Raw genomic sequence first — 26,957 nt, forward strand, 5'->3', positions numbered from 1 at the left:
CCCTCGCCAAAATCGGAGGGTTGGGCTGTGACCCGCAAAACCCACTACACGTGTGCCGAGTTGGCAGCGATGAAGCTGCCGGGGATGCCGGGAACCGAACGCGCATGGCGCGACCTCGTGTCCCGCGACGCCTGGCCCAGTGTCGAGCACAAGAGTCGAGGCCGCGGTGGCCTGCGCCGCGAGTACGCCCCGCCTGCCGCTGTCGCCAAGCTCATCGACCGCGCCGAAGGCATCATCGCCGCCGGAGATAAGGCTGCCCGGGTGCAGGCCGTGGTGGCCGAGGTGGTGCGCCAGCAAGAAGCGGCCGACGCCACTCGCCAGGCCAAGGGCGAGGCCGCGCTGATGGCCCTGGTTGACAAGCTCACCCCCGGCCAGCGCACGCGCTTCGATGCCCGCCTGTCGATCGTGCAGGGCTGGGAGATGTGGTTTGTGCAAGCGCAGCCGATCCGCAAGAAGGCCGGCCTGGACCTCTACGCCAGGCAATACAACGAGGACGACTTGCCGGCGCTGCCGCAGATCACCGCCGCCGTGCGAGAGGCCTACCCGACGATCTCGGCGCGCTCGGTGGAGCGCTGGCACACCGACTACAGCCGCGACGGCCTGGCGGGCCTGATCGACAAGCAGGACGGCCACCTGACGCGGGACGTGAACGTCTTCACCCGCCAGCCTGCGCTCTACAAGATGGCACTGGGCATCCTGATGGCCAAGCCGCACATCAAGAACAGCGACATGCGGGAGCTGTTGAAGCACGCCGCGGTGGATGGCGACACCGGCGAGATCCTCTTCGAGGTGCCGAGCATTTGGGCGACGGATCGCTTTCTGCGCGCCTGGCGCGAGAAGCACCCCGAGTTGCTGCTGGCGGCCACCGATCCGGACGCCTGGAAGAACAAGGCCATGGCTGCCGTGGGTAACGCCTCGGAAGACGTGCAGCGCCTTAACCAGCGTTGGGAGATGGACGCGACGCCGGCCGACTGGATGCTGCTCGACTCGGAGACCGGCCAGCGCAGGCGCTACACCTGCTCGGTGTGCATTGACGTGTACAGCCGCCGGATGATCGTGGTGCTGGCCCGTACCCCCAAGGCGCAAACGCACATGTTCTGCCTGCGCCTGGCGTTACTGGCATGGGGCGTGCCCGAGGAGATCGTTACCGACAACGGCAAGGACTACCTGGCTCGGGCCTTCAGGTTGATGCTCGCCGAGCTGAAGATCGCGCACAAGGTGACCAACCCCTTCAGCCCGTGGGAGAAGCCCCACGTGGAGCGCGGCATCGGCGTGATGCTGCACAGCATCCTGGAAGTGCTGCCCAACTTCGTGGGTCACAGCGTGGCCGAACGCAGCGCCATCGAAGCCCGCCAGACCTTTGCCGAGCGGCTGTTCAAGAAGGACAGCGTGGTTGAACTGGATGTCGGCCCGGAAGAGCTCGACACGCACATCCAGAACTGGCTCACCGGCACCTATCACCAGCGGGAGCACGGCGGCACTGGTCAAACGCCTTTCGCCCGGGCGACTGCCTGGACCGGCAAGGTGCGCCACATCGACAACGAGCGCGCCCTGGATGTGCTGCTCATGCCCACGGCGGCAGGCGGTGGCACCCGCACCCTGCAGAAGAAGGGCATCGAGATCGAACGCGGCTGGTACGCGGCGCCGGAACTCTTCCGCAAGGTCGAGGTGGGCACTGAGGTGCTGATCCGCGAGACCGAGGATTTCGGCCAGGTGGTGGTGTACCAGGGCGGCGAGTTTGTGTGCGTGGCCATCTGTCCGGAGCGCAAGGGCGTCTCCCGCAAGGAGCTTGCGGCCCACTGCCGCAATGCCCAGGCCAAGCGCATCAAGGCCGACAAGGCCGCACTGCGCAAGGCCGCCCAGGTTGACCCCGACAAGATGGTTGCCGACCTGCTGCGCAAGAAGGCGCAGGCCGCCGGCAAGGTGGCCTCGCATCCGGGCGCACGCGTCACCCACAACACCCCCGGCCTGCACCAGGCCGGAATGGCCGCCAAACGCATCGACGGCGGCGCCGAGGCCCCGGCGCTTCCCGCCGACATTGCGCGCGCCATGGCGGCCAAGCAGACGCAACCCGAGAAAGTCACCCCGTTACCCGAGACCCCCGATCAGCGTTTCCGCCGCTGGCTGGCCCTCAATGCAACCGTCGAGAAAGGAGAAGTGATCGCAGACCCGAAGGCCCAGAAGTGGTGGGGCATGTACCCGCAATCGAGCGAGTTCAAGGCCCTTAGCAAGCGGCATCAAGCCCAGATGAATACGGGCACAACGGCTGCAACCGTCGTGCCCGTGAGAACTGCAACGAACTGAGACCCTGATTATGCAGATGAACCTTGCGCCTCACAAGGCGCTCCCCGCGGGCGTCGTACCCATCGCCGCACTCGACCTGGTCAGCGTGACGGTGGAGAAGCTCATCAACCGCCACGCCGGCCTGCCCGGCATCGGCGTGCTGTACGGCCCGCCGGGCCGCGGCAAGAGCATGGCCGCCGGGGCCATGGTGATGGCCTACCGCGCGTACTACATCCAGGTGGCCAACGCCTGGCGCGTTAAACCCATGCTCCAGAAGATCCTGCTGGAAATGGGCGTCGCCATCCCCAAGAAGTGCCGCACCGAGGCCGACCTGCTCGACCTGGTGAGCAGCCAGCTTGCCGCCAGCCGGCGCCCGCTGATCCTGGACGAAGCCGACCGTCTGGTCGCCAAGGAAGCCATGATCGAAACGGTGCGGGACATCTTCGAGATGAGCCGCGCCCCGATCCTGCTCGTCGGCTCCGACGACCTGCGCACCGAGCTGCGCAACTACCCCACCACCCACAGCCGCGTGCGCTCCTGGGTACCGGCCCAGCCGGTCACCCTGGCCGATGCCGCCAAGCTCGCCACCGTGTACGCCCCCGGCATCCAGATCGCCGCCGACCTCCTCGAGGAGATCGTCGATCGCGTCGCCGGATCGGTCCGCTACACCTGCGTGAACCTCGAACGCGTGCTCGATGAAGCCATGGTGATGGGCGAGGACGTGATGGACCTTGCTCGCTGGGGCGACCGCCCGATCTACAACGACGAGACCGAGGGGGAGGCGTGATGGAACACGTCTTGTTCGTCTGGGCATCCGGACGCATTCAATACGGAACTGCATTGCCGCATGGGGCAATCGAGGTCGCGCGGGGCGAGCCTGCAGACCTTATGCAAGCGGTGCTGTACATGGGGCAGACCAACCAGCAGCACGGTTACTGGGAGGTTCCTAGCGTTGCCGCGCTGCAGGACGACCCGCGTAGGGCTGTTGATGCGCTGATCGCGTGGACCCCGCGGTTCCGCGCCGCACTGAAAGAGGTGGAGGAGGCCCGTAATGAGCCGTAAGCCCGCCCACCTCGAAATGATCGGCGGCAAGTCGCCCCGCCAGCGCATCTGGGAGGCCATCCGCGCCGCCGTCGACTATGAGGGTGGCTTCACCGCCGCCGACATCGCTCGCACCTGCAAGGTCGAAGCGCCGGCTGTCAGCGAATACCTTCGGGCGCTGCACCTGGGCGGCTACCTTGGGCGCCACGACCTCGTGCGCCGCGGCGACGCCGCCCGTTACTGGATCGAACGAGACAACGGCGTCGAAGCCCCCCGCGTGCGCAAGGACGGAAGCGAGGCCACCGGCAACCGCGGCAACGAAGCCATGTGGCAGGCCATGCGCAACTTCCTGCCCACCTTCGACTTCCGCGAGGTGGCCGCCTACGCCAGCACCGCCGACCACCCGGTGCTGCCCGACACCGCCAAGGCCTATGTGCTCGCCCTGCATGCGGCCGGCTACCTGGAGGAGATCCAGCCCGCCAAGCGAGGCTGCCAGGCAAAGCCGGCCCGCTACAGCCTCAAGCGCGACCACGACAACGGCCCTCGTCCGCCCATGATCCAGCGGACCCACACCGTGTTCGACCCGAACCTCGGTCGCGTCGTCTGGCGTGAAGAGCCCATCTGGGACGACTGCCATGCTTGAGTCAAAACCCACCCTGCTGGAGTCCATCAAGGGCCCCACGTGGCGGCGCCTCTTGCGCGAGGCGCTCGCCGAGCTGGGCAGCAAGCAGCGCGTTGCCGACCGCCTGGGCGTCTCCCGGCCCTACGTCTCCCGCGTCATGTCGGGCGACATCGACCCGCCGCCGCAGACCTTCATCGACCGCGTGACGTATCGGCTTGAAGTGGTGCAGTGCCCGCACACCTTCCAGCAGCAACCCCGCGGCGACTGCCGAGGCGCTCTCGCTCCGGCCCCCACTCACAACCCGTTTCGACTCGCACTGTGGCAACGCTGCCAGACCTGCGAGCACAAGCCCGCTCACCCCGAGAAGGAGTCCTGAGATGTCTCACTCGATTGCAGTCGCCCAGGCGTTGGCCGCTCGCCGCGCCGCGGTGTTCAACCAGCGTTACCCCGTTGGGTCGCGCGTGATGTTTGTGCCCGTCGTGGGCGCCCAGCCGGTGTTGAAGATCACCTCGTCCAAGGCGTTTCCCGTGGCGGGCGCGGTCCGGGTTCACGTGGTGGGTTGCCACGCAGCGGTGGATGCGGACATGTGCTTTACGCCGGCGCCAGCGGCGCGGGAGCGCTGCCCGGAGCGGGCGCTGTCCGCCTGGCAGTTGGCCGCAGCCTTCGTGGTGGGTTTCACCGCAGCGGTTCTGCTTGGACTGATGCTGCCGCCGGCTCGGGCCGTGTCGCCGGAGATGATCAGCATCGACTGCGACGCCCCGCCGGCCGGCGAGGTGGAGCTGGTGGATGAGGACGGGAGGGCGCAAGCATGAGCGATCACGCTGAAACCCTACAGGCTGAAGCGCGCGAAATCGTCGAATGGCTGTTCGCCCAGGTGAAAGTCTATCGGCGCCACGCCCCAGCACTCACCGAAGACATCAAGCGCTTCGAGGATGCAGCCGCGCTGATCGACAGCTTCCGGGCCGGCCTCGCAGTTGTTCCGCCGCATCGGGCGCTGCACATGGAGCTGGTGCGCTGGGTGCGGCCGACCGCAGATCTGCCTGATGGTGACGTGGTCGTGATGGTTGTCGTGAACGGCGTCGTGACCAGGGGCGTTCTTGAACCCTCTGGCTGGCACGAAGCGGGCGGCATGCGCTTCATGGCCCCCGTGCAGTTCTGGGCCTATTACCCCACCGGCCCGCAGATGCACGACGCCCTGACTGAGGAGGCCGCAGCATGAGCGCCCTGGTCAGCGTCACGATCTGCACCGCAGACCGGCAGATTTTCCGGTTTCCGGATCTCGACTCCGCCGCGAGTTTCCGTCGCGCTCACACCCGCGTCGGCGGTGCCGCACTGGCGGCCCCGCGCCGTGCCGACGTGCGCGAGCGCGGAGAGAATCGGCTGCTGGTGTTGAAGCACCTTTCGACCGTCGATCAAGCAACGAGCGTGCAGATTGCGGCCGCCATGCAGCGGACCGACCACACGATCAACAAGCTGATCACCAAGCTCCTAGACGGCGAGCAGATCAAGGTTGTGCATCGCGGTGCCCGCGGCCAGCGCCACTACAGCATCACCGACAAGGGCCGTGCGGAGGTGGCGTGCCATGTCTAGCACCCAGACCCGCAAGGCCATCGAGACGGCGCTGGATGCCTACGAGGCCATCCTGGCCGACGGGCTCAACTTCATCCACATCGAGATCTGCAAGTGGGCGCCGCCGCGCATCCTCGTGGTGGGCGTTCCCCAGCTCGCCGACCTGCCCGGCGCCTGCTGCACGGGCCCGACGCCGGACGGCGGCGAAGAGTGGCAAGCCGACTACCACGGCGCCCGGCTGGTGTGGTTCCGCGACGTGGGCCAATACCCCCGCCGACTGGTGAAGGGGGCGCAGTCGTGATCCGCGTCTATGTCGCCCTGGTCCTGCTGCTGCTCTCCGGCGCGTCGCTGTACGCGACCGGCCATCCCATCCTCAAACCCATTGGCGCTGTCGAGATCCTCGTCGCGCTGCTCGGGCTGCACGCCCACTACACCCAGGAGTAACGCCACATGGCAAAGACCACCCGCGCCAAGCGCACCGCGCCGCGCTTCCCCATCCCCCAGAACCGCGAGCAGGCCAACGAGGCCATCCGCGAGATCGGCATCGCCCAGCGTGAGCTGGCCCGAATCGAAGCCAACATGAACGACGAGCTCGCCGCCGTGCGTGAGAAGTACGAAGCCACCGCCGTGCCGATGCGCGATGCCATCACCGCGCGCATCGACGGCGTGCAGGTGTGGGCCGACGCCAACCGGGCGATCCTCACCCGCGACGGCAAGGTGAAGAGCGCCACCCTGCCGGCCGGCGAGATCAGCTGGCGCACCACGCCGCCGTCGGTGAGCGTGCGCGGCGCCGAGGCCGTGATCACCCGCCTGCACGTGATGGGCCTGACCCAGTTCATCCGCCGCAAGGAAGAGGTGAACAAGGAGGCCATCCTCGAAACCCCGTTTGCCCACCCGGTGCGCCAGATCGAAGGCATCACGATCTGCCAGCGGGAAGAGTTCGCGGTGGTGCCGTTTGAAACCGAACTGTCGGAGGTTTGAGATGAAGCCAGATTACGTGATCTGTGTCGGCAGCACGCCATGTAACGGGTGGCTTGCACCACCTTCCGACGAGCAGGATCCGCTGACAGTGATTGTGACAACCGATCGGAAAATGGTGGCGCGCTATCGCGACTATGAGCATGCGAAGCCGCACTTTGATGCACTTGTCGACGCCCATCCGAGCCGGCAATTTTCAATGATGACACTCGCGCCGCTTGGTGAAGATGAAACGGAGGTGGTGTGATGCCCGCCATCCGCATCTCAGCGACCCCCGACGAAGTGGCTGGCCTTGATGTGGTCATCGTGGTGCCTTACGTCTGCGATGACGGAGAGCAAGGCGAAGTCTCTGCCGTCCTCGCGCCGGACCAGGCTCGCGCCCTCGGCATGGCCCTGATTGCCAAAGTCGACGCCATCCGGAGAGCCGAGGCCCGTTCTGATGCTGTCGCCGTCCAGCTCCTGGATAAGTTCAAGCAGCAGGAGGGGAAAGCATGACCGGCGCCTCCCGAATCAACATCCGGCGCACCGCCGGCGGCGTGACGATCCGGGCGACCGGAGCCGCTGCCCAGGCACTGGCCGATGCGATCACGCACAGCGCCGAGAGCGTCCAGGCTGAAACATCCTTGGCCGCCACCCGCATGCTGCCGCTGCAGATTGCCGTAGCCGACCGCAACAACACCTACGAGGCGCGTGCTGTGGCTGGCGCCGTGGCAGCAAGCGTTGGCCTGAAGGGTGTGAAGGCTACGTGCACAGCCGGGCGCCGGCAGGCCGTCCAGGCATTGCTTGCAAAGGCTGTCCCGCCCCGTCGGCTGGCGCGAGTCGTGAGCTATGAAGAAGGCCCCGAGCGGACCGAGATCTACACCGTCGAAGCGGAGGTGGCGTGATGGCAGCAAAGCCCCAACCCATGTGCGCCGTGACGATCGGCTTCGAGACCTACCTGCTGCCTTCCGCCGCCGGCATGAAGCTGGTGGATCTGATGCAGCAGGCCCTCGCGTGCGAGCGCGACTTTGGCATCGGCAACAACGTGACTGCCACCGGGCCGGTCGACGTGCATTACCGCTCGGTGCGCCCCGACCAGATCACGATGCCGCCGGGCTCCGAGGTCGAACCGGCCCGCCGCCCTTCCCGGCCGAAGGCCATCACCCAGCAATCCCTCCGACTGACCCGAAAGGACTGACATGACCACCGAAATCAAAGTGACCCTGATCCGCAATGCCGAAGGCCTTCAGCGCCTGCGTAATGCGCTGCCCGGCTTGCGGGCAATGTCCGACGACGAGGCCGTCGAAGCGCTCGCCGACCTCTACGAGCTTGGCTTTTCCGGTGGCGCCGAGGTGGGCGAGAACGTGATGAAGGAGATGGGCCTGTGGCTCTCGCGTCTCGTCGTGGCTCACACAAAGCAAGACCCCCTTGAGGTGGGACGCATCCTTGATGAATTCGTGGCCGCGCGCTGCATCGTCAAGGAAAGCCCCAGCCCCACTCAGCAACCCTGAGTCGCCTTGCCCCACGGCCCCGTTAAACGGGCCGTGCAACAAGCCGATTTACCCCCGGAGTAACACCATGATCCCAGCCTGGAACCCCGACGCCCGCCGCGCGCGCATCAAGGCCATCAAGACGATGGTCGGCCCCAAGGGGCTGGCGCTCGATGAAGACACTTACCGCGCCATGATCGGCAACCTGGTGCCCGGCAAGCGCAGCCTGACGGAACTGAACGTGCCGCAGCTCGACAAGGTGCGGTTGCACGTGCAATCCAAGATCGACCAGGCGAAGCAGCCGAACGCGGCCACTGCGGATGAATGGCGCTTTGTGTTCGGCCTGGTGCCGGATCGCCAGCCCTCGGCCCGCAAGATCTACCGCCTTGCCGAGCGCGTGGGCCAGCTGCTCACGCCGCCGGCGCCGGTGGCGTCGAAGCGCTACATCGAAGGCATTGCCAGCCAGATGGCCGGCTGCTCCACGGCGCTGGAGTTCTGCGACCCCGAGGCGCTGCACAAGATCGTGCAGGCCCTGGAGGTGTTCTGCCGGAGGCACGGGGTATGAAACGCCTTCGCCCCCACGGCGACAAGACCGCGGCAATGCTCGCCGATCTTGTCGATACCGTGGCCCTGCAGCTCGTCGAGCGCTGCGCCCTTGATGCCGATGCGGCCCGAGGTGTGGGTGAGGATGCAAAGCAGCGGCTGTGCCTGGCATGGATGGGGCCGACGCATTTCTACTTTCCGCGCGGCCGCCATCTGGACACCCGCGAGCGGGCAATGCGCATGCTGGATCGCTTCACGGGACATAACCAGCTACAGCTGGCTGAAGAGTTCGACACGACCGAGATCAACGTCTATCGGATCATCAAGCGGTACGCCCGGGAGCATGCTCGTGCCACGCACACCGATCTTTTCAAAGGTACTGCGCACGAGCCGCCCGAGGCCGACAAGCCCGAGGGCGTGGAGACGCTGGAGCAATTCACGGCGGTGATCGAGCAGGCGCTGCAAGCCGCTGCCCTGCCCACTTCGACGGCTCAGGCGGTTGCGGTTTGCGTTCGAGACAAGATGCGCCGCCGTTGGGGCGGCAAGCAGATCCACATCAGCAAGGACAGCGTGATTCCATCTGGAAAGACGACCGGCTACCATGGAGATTTATTCGACATGGGGTGAGGTATGAGGTGGGGTGCGACGCTTTCTTTGGTCCTGGCGCTTGCCGGGTGTAGTGGCGACAGTGGTGCGCCGCCCCATCAGCTGAAGGTTAGCCGCATTGACAGCGAGGCCGTGGCAAGTGCGATGCCCGTGTCCAAGCCGGATCTGTCAAAGAGCGGAGACGGCCGGCGCCGCATGAGATGGACACTGGCAGACGCTGGCCCGGGCGGAATTTTGGAGGCCATCGGCGATGTGCAAAGTGACGCTGACCAAATCAGCATGGTATGCGCCCAGTTTGATGCGGCGGGAAACATGATCCCCGCAATCCGCCCGGATTCTTACTGCCTCAAGCTCATGGGCCAGTTTTTTGGGCGCTTTGTGCTGGATGGAAACCGCCTAGCCAGGGAGCTGCTGGAACAGGAACAGCGGGGCGGTGTTGTGGCTGGAGTGACGCTTGGGGATTTTTCGTTCGATACGTGGCAGGGCTTTAGCGCGGTCAGGCGATATTCCCGCATGCGCCGTCATTGACGGTCGTGACAAATCGGGCGCAAAATCCGCGACGGTGCTGAACACACCTCAACTAGCGGTATCTGCGCTCGACAGCGTGGTTTTTTTACGTCCATAGGTTTCTATGGCCGGGTAGCGCGGCTGCCGAAAAACAGCCTTCGGGCTAAGGCGTCGGGCCGTCTAGTTGCGGTGTTCAAGTACCTGGCCGCCCTCTGAACAGGGGCGGATTTGAACGAACAACTAGGAGCTTCACCATGCAACTCATCCCCGCCGAATTCCACGGCACCCCGCTTTCCATCATCGACCGCGACGGCCAGAAGTGGCTGACCTCCGAAGAGGTCGGGCGCTGCTTGGGCTATGCTGAAGCCAACGCCCGCAAGGGAATCAGCAAGCTCTACAACGCCCACGCCGACGAATTCACCGATGCCGACAAAGGTGTCGCCGAATTGGCGACACCCGGCGGCAAGCAGTCGGTCACCATCTTCTCCTCGACCGGCTGCATTAAGCTCGGCTTCTTCGCAAACACCCCGCGCGCCAAAGAGTTCCGCGCATGGGCCTCCGAGGCGCTGGCCGGCAAGTCCGGCGCCGTGGTGGTCGCTGCGCCCCAGCCCGACCCCGCCGCCCTCCAGCTCGCCACCGAACTCGGCCTGATGCGCGACGAGCTGCGCTTGCAGAGCGCCGCCATGCTGGGGCTGTACCGCGAGCTCGACCGCGCCCGCCGGGGCCACATCCAGGCCCTCACCAAGCTCACCAACGAGCGCCAGCGCCAGGCCGCCGCCGATGCCAAGGCCACCGTGATCCGGATGCTCGCCGAGGGCTATTCCCATGCCGACATCGCTGCCGCCACCGGCAAAACCCGCAACCACATTCGGCAGATCGCCTTCAAGGCCCGCGCCACCGGCGACCTGCCACCCGCGCCGCCTCACCCCGCCGATACCACGGGCGATCTGTTCGAAGGGGGTGCAGCATGAGCGCGGCCCCCATCCCCGGCGAAATCTACGATCTGGCTGCAACGCTGTCCGCAGCCCGCGCCATCACCTTTGCGGCGATGGATAGCCTGCCGAACTACAAGGGCGTTCCAGAGATGGGCCCGGCCGTCGAGCACCTGGGCGATTTGATTACCGGGTTGCAGATTTTGCTGAACAAGGCCAAAGATCAGGTTGATTTGCTGATCTGACCGCCACGCGCCCCGGCGGGGGGGCGCATCGATACGCCGCTAACGGCCGTTACTCAGCCACTCTCGCGCGGGCGCGTACTTTGTGCGCATGCCCCGCGCCATTACCTCCCTCGTCATCCACTGCACCGCAACGCCGAACAATCGGTGGACCACCGTCGACGACATCGACAAGTGGCACCGTGACCGCGGCTTCAAGCGCACCGCAGAGGCTCTCGCCCGCCAGAACCCGCACCTCCTGGCGATCGGTTACCACCGGATTATCTACACCAATGGCGCCGCCGCCACCGGCCGGGCCAACTGGGAGGTTGGTGCGCACGCTCAAGGTGCCAACGCCAACAGCCTGGGCATTGCCCTGGTAGGCACCGACCGCTACACGCTGGCCCAGTGGGACAGCCTCGCCCAGCTGGTGCGCTTCCTGTGCGACCAGTACCGCATCCCCCTTGAGCCCGCCGATACCAAGCACCCCCACGTGCTTCGGGGGGTGCTCGGCCATCGTGACGTGCCCGGCACGCGCAAGACCTGCCCCGGCTTCGACGTGCGCGCCTGGCTGCTGCGCGGCATGACCCCCACCCCCGACCAGATCATTGAGGCCTGATCCATGACGATCATCGTCGAAATCAAGAACACCAACAGCGCCGGCGACCCGGCCTATGTCGATGTGCATCACCGCGACCCGAAGACGGGCGCCGTGACGCCCCAGGTGGTCCGCACCTACATGCTGGACCCTGGCAAGAGCCAGACCGTGGCCGTGTATTCGGCGCAGGTTCTGGTGGTGCGCGAAGGCCTCGAAATTCCGCAAGGCGAGGCCGAGCAATGAAGAAGGCCTGGTGGCAATCCCGCACCCTGCGCTTTAACGCAGCGCTGGCCGTGCTGGCCGCGCTTGAAGCGTCGTCCGGTGCGCTGCAGGCGCTGCTTCCGGTGGATTTCTGGCACGCGCTGTCGGTGCTGCTGGCCGTCGGCAACGCCCTGCTGCGCGTGATCACCAAGCAGCCCATCGGCAAGCGCTGCGAGTAAGCCATGGACGACATCGACCGCGCCTGTGAGCGTGAGCAGCTCGACACGGCCGCCGCCGTCGAGGCTGCCCGTGGGCATTACGCGAGCAACTGGGAGGTGGACAGCGCCACCGAGTGCGCCGGCTGCGGCGCGAGCATCCCCGAAGCGCGGCGCGAACTCATCCCCGGCGTGCAGCTGTGCGTCGAATGCCAATCTGCCGCCGAGGCCCACGCCCGGCAGTTCAAGAAGCGATAGGAATGCCCATGAGCATCGAATCCGTGAATCAACTGGTGCCCTGGGCAAGCCTCATCGGCAATTTCGCAATCGGTATCTGGTTGTACCTGGAGCGCCGCAACGACAAGACGAACGAGCGCGTCACGGCGCTGGCCTCGAAGGTCGAGACGCTCGACAAGGACGTGGTGAAGCTGGCCGCCGCGGCCGAGGGCGCACCAGACCACGATGACCTGAGCCGGCTCTACGCCAAGATCGACGACACCAACGAGCGGCTCGCCGAGACATCAGATCGCGTGGCGAACCTCAGCGGGAGCCTTGATGCGCTGACTGCGACGCTCCGCCTCATCAACTCCGAAATCATCAAGAAGGGACTGGGCAATGGTTGAGGCCGACAAGAAGCGCTGCAACTCGCTCCTCGCAACGCTGGCCTTCGCCGGCCAGTCCGTTGCCCGCGAGCTGCGCAATGAACTCGAATCCGTGCACGGCGTCGCCGTGACGCTGGACCGGGTGAAGACCGACCTGCGCAATCTTGCCGACATCGGTGCCGTGCGCTACGACCCGGAAACCGGCGTTGCACAGATCACCAACGACGGCCGCGAACACGTTCAGCGGCTGCGCGAGCTTTTCTGATGGGCAGCCGAACGGATGCCGGTGGATGGAACCGGCTGGAGCTCAAATGCAAGACGGCGGACCTGATCGGGAATGACCGCCGCGGCACGCGCCGTGACGATGGCTTCCATCGCAGCTATCGCCGTGAGATCGAGCAGCAACTTGCGGGCGCGGCGAAGATCATGCGCGAAGGCCTCGATCGCTTAACGCGGATGGGGATTTGACATGGCCTCCAAGCGCGCGATCCGCCGCAAAGCCTGCAAGGGCAAGGTGCGGCACCTCAACGCCGATGGCGCGCAGATCGCGCTGGCCAAGCTGTTCCGCCGGGTCGGTTACACCGGACACATGAACGTGTATCGCTGCCGGTTTTGTAACGGCTACCACATCGGGCACGCGCCCAGGACAACCTGACATGGCACACCCTCCCGAGAAAAAGACCGAGCTGCGGGCCGCCTACCTGGGCGGCCTGCCGCTTGAGCGCGCCGCCGAAAAGGTTGAGATTCCGCTGCCCACGGCCCGGCGCTGGTATCAGGACGCAAAGAAAGCCGGCGACGACTGGGACAAATACCGGGCCGCCGGCCTCGTTGTGGCGGGTGGTGGCATCGAGCAGGCGATGGGCCGGGTGATTGCTGCGGGCCTGGTGCGGTGCGAGGTGCTGCTGGAGCAGATCGAAGGTGCGAAAGACCCGTTCGAGGCGGTGAAGGCCATGGGCACGCTGTCGGACACGATCGCAAAGCTCAAGAGCGCCGCGCGGGGAATGATGCCCGAGGCCGACGCCCTGGCCGTCGAGACCGGCGCAGTCAAGGCGCTGGCCGACCTGTTCTGCAAGATGCACCCGGCCCAGGGCGAGCTGATGCTCGCCGTCGTGGAGGCCTTCGCCAATGGCCAGCGCTAAGCTCACCGCCAAGGCCGCCGCCAACGATCTGGCGGCCTTTGCCGCCCAGCTCCGGCAGCGCATCGAGGCCGAGGTGTCGGGCTTCGACCCCGATCCTCGCGTCCGCGCCATTCGGCGACGGAACGCGGAACAGGACTATGCGCTCTTTGTGGAGACGTACTTCCCGCACTACGTGCGCTCAGCCCACAAGAGCGAGCTGCACAAGTACCTGTTCACGCGCCTGCCCGAGATCGTCGCCAGCCCCAAGGGCGAGACCGACGCCATCGCCGCGCCGCGGGGCGAAGCCAAATCGACCCTCGTTACCCAGCTTTTCACCCTGTGGTGCCTGGTAACGGGGCGCAAGCGCTACCCCGTGATCGTGATGGACAGCATCGACCAGGCCTACCCGATGCTGGAGGCAATCAAGGCCGAGCTGGAGTTCAACCCGCGCCTGTCGATGGACTTCCCCGAGGCCTGCGGCCAGGGGCGCGTGTGGCAGGCCGGCACCATTGTCACCCGCAACGATGCCAAGGTGCAGGTTGCAGGCTCTGGCAAGAAGCTGCGCGGTCTGCGCCACGGCCCCTACCGGCCCGATTTGGCGATCCTCGACGACATCGAGAACGACGAGCAGGTGCGCAACCCGGACCAGCGGGACAAGCTGCAGCAGTGGCTGACGAAGACGGTGCTGCCCCTGGGCGGCGCGGGCGCGAAGTTCGACGTGGTGTATATCGGGACGATCCTGCACCACGATTCGGTGCTGTCGCGAACCCTGGCCAACCCGATGTGGCGCAGCGCGCGCTTCAAGGCCCTGCTGAAGTGGCCCGACCGGATGGACCTGTGGGAGCGCTGGGAAGAAACCCTGCGCAACGACGGCGAGCCGTCGGCGGATCTGTTCTATGCGGCGCACCAGGTGGAGATGGAAGCCGGCAGCCTGTGCAGCTGGGCGGCGCGGCCGCTGCTCACGTTGATGAAGATCCGGGCGCGGGACGGCCACGACACGTTCGACTCGGAATACCAGAACGATCCTGTCGCCGGCGACAACGCGCCGTTTGCGAAGGTCATCACCTTCTGGGTGAATCGCCTGGCCGACTGGATCTTCTTTGGCGCGATTGACCCGTCGCTGGGCAAGGCCGGCGCCAGCCGCGACCCGTCGGCGCTGCTGGTGGGTGGGCTCAACCGGGCGACGATGATCCTGGATGTGGTGGAGGCTGGCATCAAGAAGCGCCTGCCGGATCGCATCATTGAAGACGCCATTGCCCTGCAGCGCGAATACCGCTGCTTGCTGTGGCTCGTCGAGACTGTGCAGTTTCAGGCCTTTCTCTACAGCGAGCTGCTGAAGCGGGCGGCGGCGGCCGGCATCACTTTCCCCGCCCGGGGTGTGCAGCCTATCGCCGACAAGCTGCTGCGCATTGAAAGCCTACAGCCGCACATGGCCAACGGCCTGATCCGGCTGCACCCGAGCCAGACCACGCTGATTGACCAGCTGCGCCACTTCCCCAAGGCCGACCACGACGACGGGCCGGACGCGCTCCACATGCTGTGGTGCGCGGCGACCAGCTTTGGCGCGCCAATGGAATTCACCGCAGCGCCTGACTCCAACCGCCGTTGGGACGGCGCCGGGCGTGTCAATGATGACGACGACGCCCGCGACTACGACACCGGAGCCTTTTGACCATGGCCATCCTCGACGCCAACGGAAAACCCTTTGAGCGCGCAGCGCTGGACGAGCCGCAGACTGCGCAGCTCGCGCACCTGCACCGCCTGTATGAGAACCACCCGTCCCGTGGGCTCACGCCCGCCAAGCTGGCGCGCATCCTGGAGGACGCGGAGCGCGGCGACATCGTGGCGCAGCACGAGCTCTTTCAGGACATGGAAGAGAAGGACGCGCACCTCTTTTCGGAGATGAGCAAGCGCAAGCGCGCCATCCTCACCCTGCCGTGGGATGTGGTGCCGCCGCGCAACGCGAGCAAGGCCGAAGAGGACGACGCGGCGTGGCTGCGCGAGGTGTTGCTGGACATGGCGGATCTGGACGATCTGTTCCTCAACGCCCTGGACGCCATCGGGCACGGTTTTGCCGCCATCGAGCTGGAGTGGGGGCAAGTCGGACGCGATCGGCTGATCGTGCAGGCGCACCACCGCCCGCAAAGCTGGTTCAAGCTGGCCGAGGGCGACCGCAACGCACTGCGCCTGCGCGACAACTCGGCCGATGGTGCCGAGCTGCGCGCGTTTGGCTGGCTGGTGCATCGGCACCAGGCCAAGTCGGGCTACCTGGCGCGCTCGGGGCTGCACCGGGTGCTGGCCTGGCCGTTCCTGTTCAAGAACTACAGCGTGCGGGACTTTGCCGAGTTCCTGGAGATCTTCGGCATCCCCCTGCGGCTGGGCAAATACCCAGCGGGCGCCCAGGCCGCCGAGAAGGCCACGCTGCTGCGGGCCGTGACGATGATCGGGCACAACGCGGCGGGCATCATGCCCGACGGCATGAGCATCGAGATCGAGGAGGCCGCCAAGGGCAGCAGCGATCCGTTCACGTCCATGGTCGACTGGGCCGAGCGCTCGGAGAGCAAGGCCATTGTGGGCCAGACCACCAGCAGCGAGGCCAAGAGCACCGGCCTGGGCAGCGGTGTGGCCAACCTGCACGGCGAGGTGCGGCACGACCTGACGGTGAGCGACGCCACCCAGCTCGGCGCCAGCCTCACGCGGCAGCTGCTCTATCCGCTGCTGGTGGTGAATCGGGGGCAGCGCGACCCGCGCCGGATGCCCCGCCTGCAGTTTGATACGGGCGAGGCCGAGGACATGAAGCTCTTCGCCGATGCGCTGCCGGCGCTGGTGGAGGTGGGCGTGCAGGTGCCGGCGAGCTGGGCGGCCGAGAAGCTGCGCATCCCCGCACCGCGTGACGGCGAGCCGGTGCTGGCGAAGGCGACCGCGCCTGCGGCTGGCGACGTGCCGCCGGCGGGCCTTGCCGGGCTGCTGGCCGCGGTGCTGCGCACCCAGGCGCCCGAGGACGAGCTGGACCGCCTGGCGCGAGAGATGGGCGGCGACTGGCAGCGCGTGACGGCGCCGCTCATCAACCCGCTGCAGCGCCTGGCCGAAGCGTGCCGCGACCTGGAGGAGTTCCGGCGCCGGCTGCCGGAGGCGGTGGCCCGCATGGATGCGGCCCAGCTCGTGCAGCTGGTGGAGCAAGGCGACCTGGCGGCGGCCATGTGGGGCCGCATCGGTGGCCAGGCCGGCGGCGCCTAAAGCATGCCGATCACCCTCAAGCCGCTGGTGCCGGAAGAGGCCGTTGGCTTCTTTCGCCAGAAGGGTTACGCCGTTACCTTCGACCACCGCGACATGGCGGCGGCGGAGCACCAGGCCGCCTTTACGGTGGCCAAGGCCATGCAGATGGATCTCCTCGAGGAGATCTGGACGCAGGTGGATGACGCGCTGGCCAACGGCGGCACGCTCGCCCAGTTCATCGACCAGCTGAAGCCCAACCTGGTCAAGCGCGGCTGGTGGGGCGTGCAGCAGATGACCGACCCGAAAACCGGCGAAGCCCGCGACGTGCAGCTGGGCAGCCCGCGCCGGCTCAAGACGATCCTCGACACCAACCTGCGCACGGCGCACGGTGAGGGGCAGTGGCAGCGGGTGCAGGAATCGAAGGACGCCCTGCCCTACGTGATGTACGACCACACCCCGTCGAAGTACGAGCGCAAGGAGCATGCGGCGTGGGATGGCCTGGTGCTGCCGGTGGATGATCCGTGGGTGGCGGCCCACTGGCCGATCAAGGCGTGGGGCTGCAAATGCCGGATGATCCCGGTAACGGCCCGGATGGCCGAGCGCCAGGGCAAGACGGTCGGGACCGCGCCGGCCGAGCAGACCTACACCTACACCAACAAGCGCACGGGCGAGACGATGGACGTGCCGGTGGGCGTTGATCCTGAGTTCAACTACCCGCCCGGCGGCCGGCGCCAGTCGCTCACCGACAACCTGGCCAGCCGCATCGAGCGCCTGCCGGCCGACCTGCGCCCGGCCGCGGTGCAGGCGGTGGGCCGTGAGGCTTTTGACGCCTGGGCCGCCAAGCCGGCCGGGGCGTGGCCGGTGGGTGTTGTGTCGGAGCAGCTGGCCAAGGCGCTGGGCGGCCGCTCCAACCTGGTGCGCCTGGCGCCGGCGGCCGAGGGCGAAGCGCCCCCGCTGGCGGCGGCCGACCTGGCGCCGCTTGCTCAGGCGCTGGAGCGTGCGTCCGTCGGCGCCGACGACCTGGTGCGCGTGGTGATCGAGCAGCATGGCCAGCCGGTAGAATTCGAGATCCCGAAGCCCGACGCCGGCGCGCCGCTGGTGCTTCGCCGGGCAGCAAAACCGGCAAAACGCTCCCGGCCCCGCTGAGCGTTTTTAGGGGCCTGGATGCCCGCATGTAGCGCCCCGCCCCTGAAAATGGAAATTAACGGGGTTGTAACGGGGTCGGCGGGCCTGCAGCCCGTCGCGCGACAGGTGCGTTTTTCGGGTTTCCCCCGCCCAAGGTTCTAACGCTCGTTAATTGGCCGCTCTGGCCCGGCCCCTCACGATGGGGCCATGTCTCGCAAAACCGCCCCCTCCGTTGCCGCGCTCACCTTCGAGATTGCACCGCTCGCCGATGGCGCGCAGCTGCTGATCCCCGATGGTGAGTTTCGCTCGTCCGATGGTTCTGGCCGCCCGCTGGAGGTCAAGGCTTGGCGCCTGACCGCTGCCCTGGCTGCTCGGATCATCGCCGCCCGCAAGGCGCGCGGCGTGGATCTGGTGATCGACTATGAGCACGGCACCGTGCTCAAGGCCAAGCAGGGCGACAAGGCCCCGGCCGCCGGCTGGGCGACCGCCGATTCCCTCGAATACCGGTCCGGCGTGGGCCTGGTGTCCACCGCGCCCCAATGGACCCCCGTCGCTCGCGCTCACCTGGATGCCCGCGAGTACCGCTACGGCTCGCCGGTGATCTTCTACGACCCGAAGACCGGCGATGTGACCGGGCTGCACAGTTTTGCCCTCACCAATGACCCGGGCTTGTCCGGCGTTCAGACCGCGCTCAGCGCATCCGACCTTTCCTCCCAGGAGAACCACGAAGTGAATCCGCTTCTCGCCGCACTCATTGCGTCGCTCGGGCTGCCCGCCGGCACCACCGACGATGTCGTTATCACTGCCGTTACCGCGCTCAAGGCCAAGGCCGACCAGGCTGACACCGAGATCGCCACCCTGCGCGCCGCGGCGCCGGACCCGGCCAAATACGTGCCGATGTCGCTCTACTCCGAGGCTCAGGCCAGCCTTGCCGCTGCCAACAAGAGCCTGGCCGAGCTGACCACCAAGGCCCGCGAGGCCGAGGTCGACGCCCTGATCGCCAGCGTGCCCGACAAGATCACCCCCGCCGGCGCTGCCCACTTCCGCACCGTGGGCCTGCAGAGCATCGAGACCCTGCGCGCGGTGATCGAAGCGCTGCCCAGCAACGCGGCGCTGGGCGGTGGCACCCAGACCAACGGCAAGGGGCCGGATGGCGGCGGCGCAGCCGCGGCGCTGTCCGCCGTGGATAAGGAGGTCTGCAAGGCCATGGGCATCTCGGAAGAGGCCTACCTGAAGACCAAGCAGAAGGAGGCCTAAGCCATGGCTGCACTCACCCAAGATCGCCAGACCCCGCGCCGCATCAGCGTGGATTTTGAGTTCCCCGTCGCCGCTGCAACCAAGATCTACGGCGGCTCCATCGTGTGCATCAACACGTCGGGCCTGGCCACCAAGGGCGCCACCTCCACCACCCTCAAGGCGGTGGGCGTTGCGGATGCCTCGGCCGACAACAGCGCCGGCGCCGCCAGCGCCATCCGCGTCAAGGTCCGCCGTGGCTGCTTCAAGCTGGCCAACTCGGGCAGCACCGACCAGATCACCCTCGCCGACATCGGCGCCGACGCCTACATCGTCGATGACCAGACCGTCGCGAAGACCAGCGGCAGCAGCACCCGCTCGGTGGCCGGCGTGATTCGCGATGTCGAATCCGACGGCGTGTGGATCGAGTTCAAGTAATCCAACCCAGGAGATACCTCACCATGCTTCTCAAGCCCTCCCGTTTTCAGGTGTTCGCCACCGTCGCCCTTACCCTGCTGGGTATTGGCCAGGCGATCGCCGGTGACCTGTTTTCGCCGGAAGTGCTCGGCGCGCTCATCATCAACCGCGACAACCTCGCGTCGGCCTTCCGGGGTTTCAAGACTTCGTATCAGGGTGCCTTTGATGCGGTAACGCCCATGTGGGACCGCGTGGCCACCCTCGTGCCCTCCACCTCGGCCGCCGAGGATTACGGGTGGCTGGGCGCACTCCCGCAGCTGCGCGAGTGGATCGGCGATCGCCATGTGAAGTCGCTGGAAGCCTTCGGCTACACCATCAAGAACAAGCCGTTCGAGGCGACCATCGGCATCTCGCGCAATGACTACGAAGACGACAAGTACGGCCTCTACGCGAACACGTTTGCCCAGATGGGGAACAACGCGGCGAGCCACCCGGACACGCTGGTCTTCCCGCTGCTTGCCGCCGGCAACACCAGCCTGTGCTACGACGGGCAGTACTTCTTCGACACGGACCACCCCGTCGGCTCCGGCACCGTCTCCAACTGGGGGGGCGGCAGTGGCTCGGGCTGGTATCTGCTCGACACCCGCAAGCCGATCAAGCCCCTGGTGTATCAGAAGCGCCGCCCGTACGACCTGGTGCAGATGACCGACACCACCGACGAAGCGGTGTTCATGCGCGGCGAGTTCCGCTACGGCGTGGATGGGCGCGGCAACGCCGGTTACGGCCTGTGGCAGCTCGCCTACGGCTCCAAGCAGACCCTCGACCAGACCAACCTGGACGCCGCCTTCGTGGCCATGGAGTCGTTCAAGGACTCCGAAGGGCGCCCGCTGCTCGTGTCGCCCAACCTGCTGGTGGTTGGCCCGACCAACCGGAGCGCTGCGACCAAGCTGATCGAGAGCCAGAAGCTCGCCGACAACAGCGCCAACCCGCTCTACAAGCGCGCCGAGATCCTCGTGGTGCCCTGGCTGTAATACCTGACCGAGCGGCAACGGCCGCAACTGACCCGGCCGGGGATGCCCGGCCGGGCTGAAGGAGAGATAGATGGCAAACAAAGGCAAGGCTGGCGTCGCCAGCAAGGATCAAGCAGGCGCCGCCGCCGAAACCGCGGCCGACGCCACCACCGAAACCGGCGTTACCGACCAGCCGAATGTGGCACAGAGCGGTGAGCAGGTAACGGGCAGCGCGCCCACCGACGAGGAGGCCGGCCGCACCACCGCGACCGACACTGCCGCCGAAGCCGGCGTTACCAGCCAGCCGGATGTGGCACAGAGCGCTGACCAGGTAACGGGCGACGCCGCCGGAGCCGGCCAGGCCGACTTCGACGCACTGGCCAACGCGGCCGAGGAGCTGGGCAAGTCGGCTGGGGGTGTGGTGGGCGATGTGCTGCGGTCGGTGATGTCCGAGCCCGTCGGTCCGGTGGGCTACATCGTTCGCTGCCACCGCGACCGCGGCATCTGGCGTGCCGGCCGCTTCTGGCCGCCGGAGAACGTGCCGGTGCCCGCCCATGAAATCACCGCCGAGCAGCTCGACGCCCTGCGCGCCGAGCCGCTGCTGTCCGTCGTTAAGTGAAGGAGTAACCGCCCATGCCCATGGATCAACTGCCCCCCAAGGTCCCGCCCACTGCTGCGTCTGCCGAGGATGTCCGCGAGGCGCTCGTGCCTGTGCAGATGCGTGTGCGCGGCGATCAGATCGTCGGGCTCGTTGATCACATGGGCAACGAGCTGGGCATGCCGCTCACTGTAATAAAGTCGGATGGGGGGGTTGGAAACATGAGCGCCGCCGGCGCCGTCATCCCCCTTGTTTCGAAAATGGAGAAATGGGGCTTCCTGGGCCACTCATTGACTGCGGGTGCGGTTTCCGCGCCTACCGCATCCGGCAACTGGTTGAACGACGGATGGCTTACCTTCTTCCGGCGAGCGATGTTTGGAAGAATCGCTTGTCAGAGCGAGAACGTCTTTGCTATCGCCGGGTCATCCGGCGTCAGTTTTAGAGACGTGCAAGTGCCTAAAGCAATTGCGGCCGGATGCACAAAGGTCACTTTGCTTACCGGAGGTAACAGCATTGACAGCGAAGGCCTTATCGGTCCTATCGGACAAGGTCTGGATGCACTCAAAGCTGCCGGGATTGTTGTCTTTGCATCCCCGGTCATCGTTCGCGGCGACCCATCGTCTTTTACCGCCGACCAGATCAAAAAAGTTGATGCGTATAACCGCTGGCTGGCACAACGTGCAAAAGACGACGCATCGATAGTCCTGGTGGACGGCAACCGCCACATTGCCGATCACACGACTGGGTTGCCGCTTGCAAATATGCTCCGCGACGGAATCCACCCTCAGCCGCAGGGCGCTTTTTTGCTCGCAAAGCCGTTTGTTGAGGCCGCCGACAAGTACGCCCCTCCGCGAAAAGGAGTGTGGGCTATCTACGGTGGTCAATACGACGCCACGCTAAACCCCTACGGAGACCTTGCACCGACAAATTTTGCCGGCACAGGTGGTATCAAAGGCGCAAATGTCGATGCAGCATCGGTCGTGCCGACGGGGTGGACCGCGACGCGGCACAGCGGGACGTCGAATATCGGGGCGCTCTGGACAAAGACCCTGATCGACAATCGGTATCAGGGCGTCAACGTCGCCCTATCGGGCACCGGTACCGGCTTTTACACGAGCATGACAGTAAGTTCGACGGCGGTGCCGTCCGGCGTCGTTGCCGGCGATCGCATCCGTCTGTCCGTCGGGTGTCGCATGTCGTCTGACTGCGCTGGGGTGCTAGGACCGTACATCATGCTCCAGTCAAACGGCGCACCAAACGTGTCGCGGTACGATGGTTTGCAGAACGACACGCGAAACGCGCTTGTCACGGACACGGACATGATCCTGAGCATCGACATCACAGTCCCGGACTCTCCGGAAACGCTGCAGCCGTGGCTCGGCGTGCAGACCAAAAACGGGCAGGCGCTGGGCGGCAATGTTAGATTTTGGATCATTGAGTGCCGCAAGCTTCTGCCCGGCGAAATCTAACCCCCGTTGCGCCCGGCCAACCAATTCCAACACATGGATCTGATCTCTCTCACTCTCGGACGCGTCATGCCCCGACACCGGACGCTCCGGGAGTGGGTGGAGATTTATCTGCCGCTTCTTGAGGCGCGACAGATCACGCCCAAGACGCTGGGCAACCGCCACGCCCACGTGCGGCGCATCCTCGCAGCGCTGGGAGACCGTCGAATCGGCACGATTCGGCCCCATGAGATCAACGCGCTGATCGTCCAGGTGGGCAAGGCTCATCCGGTGGCAGCGAAGCGGACGCTCATCGAGATCCGGGCGATGCTGGATGAGGCCGTGTCGAATGGCTGGATTCAGACCAACGCGGCAAAGGCCGTGCGCCTCCCTCGCGTTCCGGTTCAACGCCGCCGGCTCTCGCTGCAGGAATGGAAGGCGATCTACGAACACGCCAAGGCGCACCGCCCGCCGTGGGTGCACCGGCTGTTCGCGCTGGCGCTGGTGACCGGGCAGCGCCGCTCCGACCTGGTCAAGATGCGCTTTGAGGATGTCTGGGCGCATGGCGATGGCCGCGACTACCTCCACATCATCCAAGCAAAGACCGGGGCGCGCCTGGCGATTCCGATGGACCTGCGGATGGAGTCGGTGGGGCTGAGCGTGCAGGAGGTTGTAGAGGCGTGCCGAGGCTACGCAAAGTTGGGCGATGGCTATCTGCTGCGCAAGACGACCGGGAAACCGCCCTGCCCGGAATCCATGAGCTGGCGATTTGAGCAAAGCCGCGAGGAAGCCCTGGGTGTTGAGACTGGGGAGCATCGCCCGCCGTCGCTCCATGAGTGCCGATCGCTCGCGGCCCGGGAGTACCGCAAGCAGGGGATCAACACCCAGGATCTGCTGGGGCACAGCAAGCAGGCGATGACCGAGCTGTATCACGATGATCGCGGCCTGGATGCTCGCGAGGGAAAGTGGCGCGTGGTGGCGCTGCCCTCGCTGCCTTTGTAACGCCCGTTAATTCACCCTGCGTGGCACCCATCGCATGATGGTGCATGCCCTACGCCACCCCCTCCGATCTGCTGACCCGCTTCTCCGACGAGGAGATCGCCCAGCGCGCTGACCGCAAGATTCCGCGGTGCGTGGGTGGCGAGCTGCTCGTCGCCGCTGCGGCGGGTGCCGATCTCTCCAGCTACTCCCACGAAGAACAGGCCGCTGCTGCCGAGGCGCTGGCGGTGATCGGTCGCGCCCTGGCGGATGCCGATGCGACGATCGACGGCTACCTGGTGGCCCGCTACCCCGTGCCGTTTGCAGCGGCGCCGGCGGTGGTGACGCGCCTGGCGTGCGACATGGCGCGCTATTACCTCTACGACGACCAGGCCACCGAGACGGTGCAGAAGCGTTACGACGCGGCGCTGGCGTACTTCCGGGACGTGGCCGCCGGCAAGGTGAGCCTGGGGCCGGAAGCGGCTGCTGCGTCGGCGCCTGGCGCCGGTGGTGTGGAGATGAACAGCGACGCCACGGTGTGGAGCCGCAGTGCTTCGCAGGGCTTCATCTGATGGATGCCTGGGTCAAGGTCGACGATGCCGACATCCGCGGTGCGTTGCTGCGCCTGCAGGCCTTTGGTGCGGATACCACGCCGGCGATGCGTGACATCGCGGCGATCGGCGAGGCGACTACCCGGATGCGCTTTCGCACCGGCATCGACCCGGACGGGCGGCCCTGGAAGGTTTCTAACCGTGTGGCGGAATCGGGTGGCCGGACGCTGACGCTCGATGGCCACCTGGGTGATTCGGTCTCCAGCCGTTACGGCCGGCGCAATGCCGAGTGGGGCGTGAATCGCGTCTATGCGGCCATGATGCAGTTTGGTGGCGTTGTGGTGCCTCGCAAGAGCCGTTACCTCTCGGTGCCCCTCACGACCAAGGCACGCGTGGCCGGCAGCCCCCGCCACTACGAAGGCAAGCTGGTCTTTATCGAGACCGAGCACGGCAAGTTTCTGTACGACCCCGACAGCGAGACCGCGCAGTACGTGCTGCTGCGCAAGGTGACGATTCCGGCGCGGCCGTTCCTGGGGCTTTCGCGGGATGACCGCGAGGACATTCTGGATGCGCTGCAGAGCCGGATCGAGGGGGCTGCCCGTGCTCACTGACGCCGAAGCCGGCCTGGTGGCGGCACTCAAGGCGTCGCCGCTTGCGGTCTGCCTGCGCCTGGTGGGCACGCTGCCCGACGATACCGGCCCGACCCTCGTGCAGCGCTTTGCAGTGGATGCGCCAGCGGCCTACGTGACGCTGGCGAATTTCCCCGTCGGCGATACCGGCGCCACGCTCCGCGCCGCCGTGGTGTGCGTGGCCCGCAATGCGGCCGGCCCGCAGGCGGCACGTCAGGGCGACGGCAAGGTGATCGGGCTCTTTCAGATCATGGATGCGGTGATGGCGGCGCTGCACCAGGCATCGGCCGGCGGTGCGGTGTGGGCGGTGGTGGGCGGCGAGTTCATGGAGAACAAGGCCGTCTATGACTCGGGCCTGCAGGTGGGGTCGATCAAGCTGGAAACCCTGGGGCCGGTGACGGTGCCCCTTGGGGTCGATGCTGCGCCGCTCGCCGACTTTGAAACCTTCCACGCAGATTACGACATCGACCCGCTGGCCGATCCGGCCGATCGGGCCGGATGGGTGGCCGAGCCGCCCGACCATTCCGGCGCCGTGCCGGCGCTGACCGACGAACTTCAACTGCAATAGGAGCCGCAATGGCAAGCGTAACCGTAACCCCTTCCCCTGGCCTGGTTGTCCGCAAGGAATCCGGCGAGGTGCTGAAAGCCGAGGGCGAGACCCTGCCGCTCTCCCCGTGGTGGCTTCGCCGCCGCGCGGATGACGATGTGACCCTCACCGACCCCGAGCCCCAGGCCGAGCCCAAGGCCAAGAAGTAAGGAGCCCCCGTAATGCCCGACAACATCACTTTCATGTCCATCCCGCTCAACTGGCGTGTGCCCGGCGCCTTCGTCGAGGTGGATCACACCAAGGCCGTGCGCGGCCTGCCGTCGATGCCCCATCGCATCCTGCTGCTGGGCCAGCGCCTGGCAACTGGCAGCGTGGCAGCCGGCGTGCCGACGCGGGTTACCCGCGCCGCCGACGGCGTGGATTACTTCGGCCGCGGTTCGCAGCTGGCCCAGATGGTGGCCGCCGCGCTCAAGGTGAACAGCAGCACCGAGCTCTGGGCGCTGGCGCTGGATGATCTGCCCGCAGGCGTGAAGGCCACCGGCACGCTGGCCGTGACTGGCACGGCCACCGAGGCGGCGACGCTGTACGCCTACGTGGGCGGCGGTCGCGTGGCGGTCAATGTTGCCGTTGGCGACACGGCGGCTGTGGTGGCCACGGCGCTGGCGGCGGCGATCAACGCCAATGCGGATCTGCCGGCGACCGCGACGGCCGCCGCCGGCACGGTGACCGTTACCGCCCGCCACAAGGGCCTGACGGGTAACGACATCGACCTGCGGGTGGGCTACTACCAGGGCGAGAAGAGCACCGCGGCCGGGCTGACCATCGCGATTACCGCCATGGCCAGCGGCGCCGGCAACCCGGATGTGACGGCGGCGATTGCCGCCATGAGCACCGGCAGTTTCTACACCATCGCCATGGCCTGGACGGACGCCACCAACATGGCGGCGATGGAGACCGAGCTTGCCGGGCGCTGGGGTGGCATGGACATGCGCGCGGGCCACGTGATCGGCTGCCTGTCGGGCACCTTCTCGGGGCTCACGACCATCGGCAGCGCCCGCAACAGCCCGCACAGCACGCTGTTTGGCCTGAAGAAGTGCCCGACGGTGCCGTGGGTGACGGCCGCCCAGGTTGCCGCGGCGGTGGAGTTTTCGGGGGCGAATGACCCGGCGATTCCGTTCCGCGGGCTGCGCCTGCCGGACGTGATGGCGCCGGCCGAGGCGGACCGCTTTACCAACACCGAGCGCAACCTGCTGATGTTCGACGGCATCAGCACGATCATCTTCGATGTGGATGGCAGCGCGATGGTGGAACAGGTGCTGACCACCTACCAGACCAACACCTTCGGCCTGGACGACACCAGCCTGCTCAAGCTGAACAGCAAGTGGACCTCGGACTACATGCGCTACGTGTTCCGCCAGGCGGTGGTGCGCGATTACCCGGCCCACAAGCTGGCCGACGACAACGTGCTGGGCCAGATCTCGCCGGGACAGAAGATCGCCACGCCGCGGCTCATCAAGAACACGCTGATCGGCGCCGCCAGCCAGCTTGCCGCGGTGGGCCTGCTGGAAGACCTGGAGCAGTTCAAGCGCGAGCTCGTGGTTGTGCGCTCGGCGAGCGACCCGAACCGCGTCAATGCGATCCTGCCGGCCAACATCGTCAATCAGTTCGACGTGTTTGCCGCGGCCGTTCAATTCATTCTGTAA

44 protein-coding genes are annotated in these 26,957 nt (G+C 66.5%); all 44 read left to right on the forward strand.

Translation table 11 applies throughout. The annotated features are described in order from the left end of the window. Nucleotides 1–27 precede the first annotated feature (27 nt). The 44 genes from GH681_RS01255 to GH681_RS01470 all read left to right on the forward strand — a co-directional run bounded on the left by GH681_RS01255 (nt 28) and on the right by GH681_RS01470 (nt 26,957). The gene (locus GH681_RS01255) at nt 28–2,304 is read left to right on the forward strand and encodes a DDE-type integrase/transposase/recombinase (RefSeq protein WP_153159642.1); all 2,277 of its coding nucleotides are present in this window, start codon (nt 28–30) and stop codon (nt 2,302–2,304) included. A gap of 16 nt (nt 2,305–2,320) precedes the next feature. Continuing rightward, complete coding sequence (locus GH681_RS01260) at nt 2,321–3,070, forward strand: AAA family ATPase (protein ID WP_153159643.1); 750 nt, start codon at nt 2,321–2,323, stop codon at nt 3,068–3,070. Continuing rightward, entirely contained in the window at nt 3,070–3,345 is a 276-nt protein-coding gene (locus tag GH681_RS01265; protein ID WP_153159644.1) for a hypothetical protein, read from the forward strand. The genes GH681_RS01260 and GH681_RS01265 overlap by 1 nt, the downstream gene beginning before the upstream one ends. Then, complete coding sequence (locus tag GH681_RS01270) at nt 3,335–3,967, forward strand: hypothetical protein (protein ID WP_153159645.1); 633 nt, start codon at nt 3,335–3,337, stop codon at nt 3,965–3,967. The genes GH681_RS01265 and GH681_RS01270 overlap by 11 nt, the downstream gene beginning before the upstream one ends. Beyond that, entirely contained in the window at nt 3,960–4,322 is a 363-nt protein-coding gene (locus tag GH681_RS01275; RefSeq protein WP_153159646.1) for a helix-turn-helix transcriptional regulator, read from the forward strand. The genes GH681_RS01270 and GH681_RS01275 overlap by 8 nt, the downstream gene beginning before the upstream one ends. Nucleotide 4,323: 1 nt before the next feature. Then, nucleotides 4,324–4,758 carry a hypothetical protein gene (locus GH681_RS01280; RefSeq protein ID WP_153159647.1) on the forward strand — a complete coding sequence of 145 codons (435 nt, stop codon included), beginning with the start codon at nt 4,324–4,326 and terminating at the stop codon, nt 4,756–4,758. Beyond that, complete coding sequence (locus tag GH681_RS01285; RefSeq protein WP_153159648.1) at nt 4,755–5,165, forward strand: hypothetical protein; 411 nt, start codon at nt 4,755–4,757, stop codon at nt 5,163–5,165. The genes GH681_RS01280 and GH681_RS01285 overlap by 4 nt, the downstream gene beginning before the upstream one ends. Next, nucleotides 5,162–5,536 carry a transcriptional regulator gene (locus tag GH681_RS01290; protein WP_153159649.1) on the forward strand — a complete coding sequence of 125 codons (375 nt, stop codon included), beginning with the start codon at nt 5,162–5,164 and terminating at the stop codon, nt 5,534–5,536. The genes GH681_RS01285 and GH681_RS01290 overlap by 4 nt, the downstream gene beginning before the upstream one ends. After that, nucleotides 5,529–5,816 carry a hypothetical protein gene (locus tag GH681_RS01295; protein WP_153159650.1) on the forward strand — a complete coding sequence of 96 codons (288 nt, stop codon included), beginning with the start codon at nt 5,529–5,531 and terminating at the stop codon, nt 5,814–5,816. Before GH681_RS01290 ends, GH681_RS01295 begins: the two co-directional genes overlap by 8 nt. Next, on the forward strand, nt 5,813–5,959 hold the full coding sequence (locus GH681_RS01300) for a hypothetical protein (RefSeq protein WP_153159651.1): 147 nt from the start codon (nt 5,813–5,815) through the stop codon (nt 5,957–5,959). The genes GH681_RS01295 and GH681_RS01300 overlap by 4 nt, the downstream gene beginning before the upstream one ends. 6 nt (nt 5,960–5,965) lie before the next feature. Continuing rightward, the gene (locus GH681_RS01305) at nt 5,966–6,496 is read left to right on the forward strand and encodes a host-nuclease inhibitor Gam family protein (protein WP_153159652.1); all 531 of its coding nucleotides are present in this window, start codon (nt 5,966–5,968) and stop codon (nt 6,494–6,496) included. A 1-nt stretch (nt 6,497) separates the two neighbouring features. Next, nucleotides 6,498–6,740: a hypothetical protein gene (locus tag GH681_RS01310; protein ID WP_153159653.1), complete on the forward strand. Its 243-nt coding sequence runs from the start codon at nt 6,498–6,500 to the stop codon at nt 6,738–6,740. Next, nucleotides 6,740–6,988, forward strand: a complete 249-nt coding sequence (locus GH681_RS01315; protein WP_153159654.1) for a hypothetical protein — start codon at nt 6,740–6,742, stop codon at nt 6,986–6,988. The genes GH681_RS01310 and GH681_RS01315 overlap by 1 nt, the downstream gene beginning before the upstream one ends. Further along, the gene (locus GH681_RS01320) at nt 6,985–7,377 is read left to right on the forward strand and encodes a hypothetical protein (RefSeq protein ID WP_153159655.1); all 393 of its coding nucleotides are present in this window, start codon (nt 6,985–6,987) and stop codon (nt 7,375–7,377) included. Before GH681_RS01315 ends, GH681_RS01320 begins: the two co-directional genes overlap by 4 nt. Next, complete coding sequence (locus tag GH681_RS01325) at nt 7,377–7,670, forward strand: hypothetical protein (RefSeq protein ID WP_153159656.1); 294 nt, start codon at nt 7,377–7,379, stop codon at nt 7,668–7,670. Before GH681_RS01320 ends, GH681_RS01325 begins: the two co-directional genes overlap by 1 nt. Nucleotide 7,671: 1 nt before the next feature. Beyond that, nucleotides 7,672–7,983 (forward strand): hypothetical protein, encoded by a 312-nt coding sequence (locus tag GH681_RS01330; protein WP_153159657.1) that lies wholly within the window; start codon nt 7,672–7,674, stop codon nt 7,981–7,983. Nucleotides 7,984–8,050: 67 nt separating this feature from the next. Continuing rightward, a complete protein-coding gene (locus GH681_RS01335; RefSeq protein WP_194271099.1) occupies nt 8,051–8,527 on the forward strand; it encodes a regulatory protein GemA in 477 nt (158 codons plus the stop codon). Further along, nucleotides 8,524–9,132, forward strand: a complete 609-nt coding sequence (locus GH681_RS01340) for a Mor transcription activator family protein (protein ID WP_153159659.1) — start codon at nt 8,524–8,526, stop codon at nt 9,130–9,132. Before GH681_RS01335 ends, GH681_RS01340 begins: the two co-directional genes overlap by 4 nt. Nucleotides 9,133–9,306: 174 nt before the next feature. Next, nucleotides 9,307–9,639 (forward strand): hypothetical protein, encoded by a 333-nt coding sequence (locus GH681_RS01345; RefSeq protein ID WP_153159660.1) that lies wholly within the window; start codon nt 9,307–9,309, stop codon nt 9,637–9,639. Nucleotides 9,640–9,872: 233 nt separating this feature from the next. Further along, complete coding sequence (locus tag GH681_RS01350; protein WP_153159661.1) at nt 9,873–10,589, forward strand: BRO family protein; 717 nt, start codon at nt 9,873–9,875, stop codon at nt 10,587–10,589. Beyond that, nucleotides 10,586–10,795 (forward strand): hypothetical protein, encoded by a 210-nt coding sequence (locus GH681_RS01355; RefSeq protein WP_153159662.1) that lies wholly within the window; start codon nt 10,586–10,588, stop codon nt 10,793–10,795. Before GH681_RS01350 ends, GH681_RS01355 begins: the two co-directional genes overlap by 4 nt. A gap of 88 nt (nt 10,796–10,883) precedes the next feature. Further along, nucleotides 10,884–11,390, forward strand: coding sequence for an N-acetylmuramoyl-L-alanine amidase (locus tag GH681_RS01360; RefSeq protein ID WP_153159663.1), 507 nt, complete (start codon nt 10,884–10,886; stop codon nt 11,388–11,390). A 3-nt stretch (nt 11,391–11,393) separates the two neighbouring features. Beyond that, entirely contained in the window at nt 11,394–11,612 is a 219-nt protein-coding gene (locus tag GH681_RS01365) for a hypothetical protein (RefSeq protein ID WP_153159664.1), read from the forward strand. Next, entirely contained in the window at nt 11,609–11,809 is a 201-nt protein-coding gene (locus GH681_RS01370; protein WP_153159665.1) for a hypothetical protein, read from the forward strand. Before GH681_RS01365 ends, GH681_RS01370 begins: the two co-directional genes overlap by 4 nt. A 3-nt stretch (nt 11,810–11,812) precedes the next feature. After that, on the forward strand, nt 11,813–12,043 hold the full coding sequence (locus GH681_RS01375; protein WP_153159666.1) for a TraR/DksA C4-type zinc finger protein: 231 nt from the start codon (nt 11,813–11,815) through the stop codon (nt 12,041–12,043). An 8-nt stretch (nt 12,044–12,051) separates the two neighbouring features. Continuing rightward, a complete protein-coding gene (locus tag GH681_RS01380; RefSeq protein ID WP_153159667.1) occupies nt 12,052–12,408 on the forward strand; it encodes a DUF2730 family protein in 357 nt (118 codons plus the stop codon). Then, on the forward strand, nt 12,401–12,652 hold the full coding sequence (locus GH681_RS01385) for a hypothetical protein (protein WP_153159668.1): 252 nt from the start codon (nt 12,401–12,403) through the stop codon (nt 12,650–12,652). The genes GH681_RS01380 and GH681_RS01385 overlap by 8 nt, the downstream gene beginning before the upstream one ends. After that, nucleotides 12,652–12,855: a hypothetical protein gene (locus GH681_RS01390; protein WP_153159669.1), complete on the forward strand. Its 204-nt coding sequence runs from the start codon at nt 12,652–12,654 to the stop codon at nt 12,853–12,855. Before GH681_RS01385 ends, GH681_RS01390 begins: the two co-directional genes overlap by 1 nt. A 1-nt stretch (nt 12,856) precedes the next feature. Continuing rightward, entirely contained in the window at nt 12,857–13,042 is a 186-nt protein-coding gene (locus tag GH681_RS01395; protein WP_153159670.1) for a hypothetical protein, read from the forward strand. Between the two features lies 1 nt (nt 13,043). Continuing rightward, a complete protein-coding gene (locus GH681_RS01400; RefSeq protein ID WP_153159671.1) occupies nt 13,044–13,526 on the forward strand; it encodes a DUF1804 family protein in 483 nt (160 codons plus the stop codon). After that, entirely contained in the window at nt 13,513–15,177 is a 1,665-nt protein-coding gene (gene terL / locus GH681_RS01405) for a phage terminase large subunit (protein ID WP_153159672.1), read from the forward strand. The genes GH681_RS01400 and terL overlap by 14 nt, the downstream gene beginning before the upstream one ends. A gap of 2 nt (nt 15,178–15,179) precedes the next feature. Next, nucleotides 15,180–16,742 carry a DUF935 domain-containing protein gene (locus GH681_RS01410; RefSeq protein ID WP_153159673.1) on the forward strand — a complete coding sequence of 521 codons (1,563 nt, stop codon included), beginning with the start codon at nt 15,180–15,182 and terminating at the stop codon, nt 16,740–16,742. Between the two features lie 3 nt (nt 16,743–16,745). After that, on the forward strand, nt 16,746–17,867 hold the full coding sequence (locus tag GH681_RS01415) for a phage minor head protein (protein ID WP_153159674.1): 1,122 nt from the start codon (nt 16,746–16,748) through the stop codon (nt 17,865–17,867). A gap of 186 nt (nt 17,868–18,053) precedes the next feature. Then, on the forward strand, nt 18,054–19,103 hold the full coding sequence (locus tag GH681_RS01420; protein WP_153159675.1) for a phage protease: 1,050 nt from the start codon (nt 18,054–18,056) through the stop codon (nt 19,101–19,103). Nucleotides 19,104–19,106: 3 nt separating this feature from the next. Further along, nucleotides 19,107–19,517, forward strand: coding sequence for a hypothetical protein (locus tag GH681_RS01425; protein ID WP_153159676.1), 411 nt, complete (start codon nt 19,107–19,109; stop codon nt 19,515–19,517). A 23-nt stretch (nt 19,518–19,540) separates the two neighbouring features. Then, the gene (locus GH681_RS01430; RefSeq protein ID WP_153159677.1) at nt 19,541–20,527 is read left to right on the forward strand and encodes a Mu-like prophage major head subunit gpT family protein; all 987 of its coding nucleotides are present in this window, start codon (nt 19,541–19,543) and stop codon (nt 20,525–20,527) included. 70 nt (nt 20,528–20,597) lie between these two features. Continuing rightward, nucleotides 20,598–21,125: a hypothetical protein gene (locus GH681_RS01435; RefSeq protein ID WP_153159678.1), complete on the forward strand. Its 528-nt coding sequence runs from the start codon at nt 20,598–20,600 to the stop codon at nt 21,123–21,125. A gap of 14 nt (nt 21,126–21,139) precedes the next feature. After that, nucleotides 21,140–22,573 (forward strand): SGNH/GDSL hydrolase family protein, encoded by a 1,434-nt coding sequence (locus tag GH681_RS01440; RefSeq protein WP_153159679.1) that lies wholly within the window; start codon nt 21,140–21,142, stop codon nt 22,571–22,573. 33 nt (nt 22,574–22,606) lie between these two features. Beyond that, nucleotides 22,607–23,551, forward strand: coding sequence for a tyrosine-type recombinase/integrase (locus GH681_RS01445; protein WP_153159680.1), 945 nt, complete (start codon nt 22,607–22,609; stop codon nt 23,549–23,551). 44 nt (nt 23,552–23,595) lie between these two features. Further along, the gene (locus tag GH681_RS01450) at nt 23,596–24,099 is read left to right on the forward strand and encodes a gp436 family protein (RefSeq protein WP_153159681.1); all 504 of its coding nucleotides are present in this window, start codon (nt 23,596–23,598) and stop codon (nt 24,097–24,099) included. Next, nucleotides 24,099–24,689, forward strand: coding sequence for a phage virion morphogenesis protein (locus GH681_RS01455; protein WP_153159682.1), 591 nt, complete (start codon nt 24,099–24,101; stop codon nt 24,687–24,689). The genes GH681_RS01450 and GH681_RS01455 overlap by 1 nt, the downstream gene beginning before the upstream one ends. Beyond that, nucleotides 24,679–25,275, forward strand: coding sequence for a hypothetical protein (locus GH681_RS01460; RefSeq protein WP_153159683.1), 597 nt, complete (start codon nt 24,679–24,681; stop codon nt 25,273–25,275). Before GH681_RS01455 ends, GH681_RS01460 begins: the two co-directional genes overlap by 11 nt. 8 nt (nt 25,276–25,283) lie before the next feature. Further along, nucleotides 25,284–25,463, forward strand: a complete 180-nt coding sequence (locus GH681_RS01465; RefSeq protein ID WP_153159684.1) for a DUF2635 domain-containing protein — start codon at nt 25,284–25,286, stop codon at nt 25,461–25,463. 12 nt (nt 25,464–25,475) lie between these two features. Next, nucleotides 25,476–26,957: a phage tail sheath subtilisin-like domain-containing protein gene (locus GH681_RS01470; RefSeq protein ID WP_153159685.1), complete on the forward strand. Its 1,482-nt coding sequence runs from the start codon at nt 25,476–25,478 to the stop codon at nt 26,955–26,957.

Source organism: Zoogloea sp. 1C4 (assembly GCF_009469605.1).
Lineage (GTDB): Bacteria > Pseudomonadota > Gammaproteobacteria > Burkholderiales > Rhodocyclaceae > Zoogloea > Zoogloea oryzae.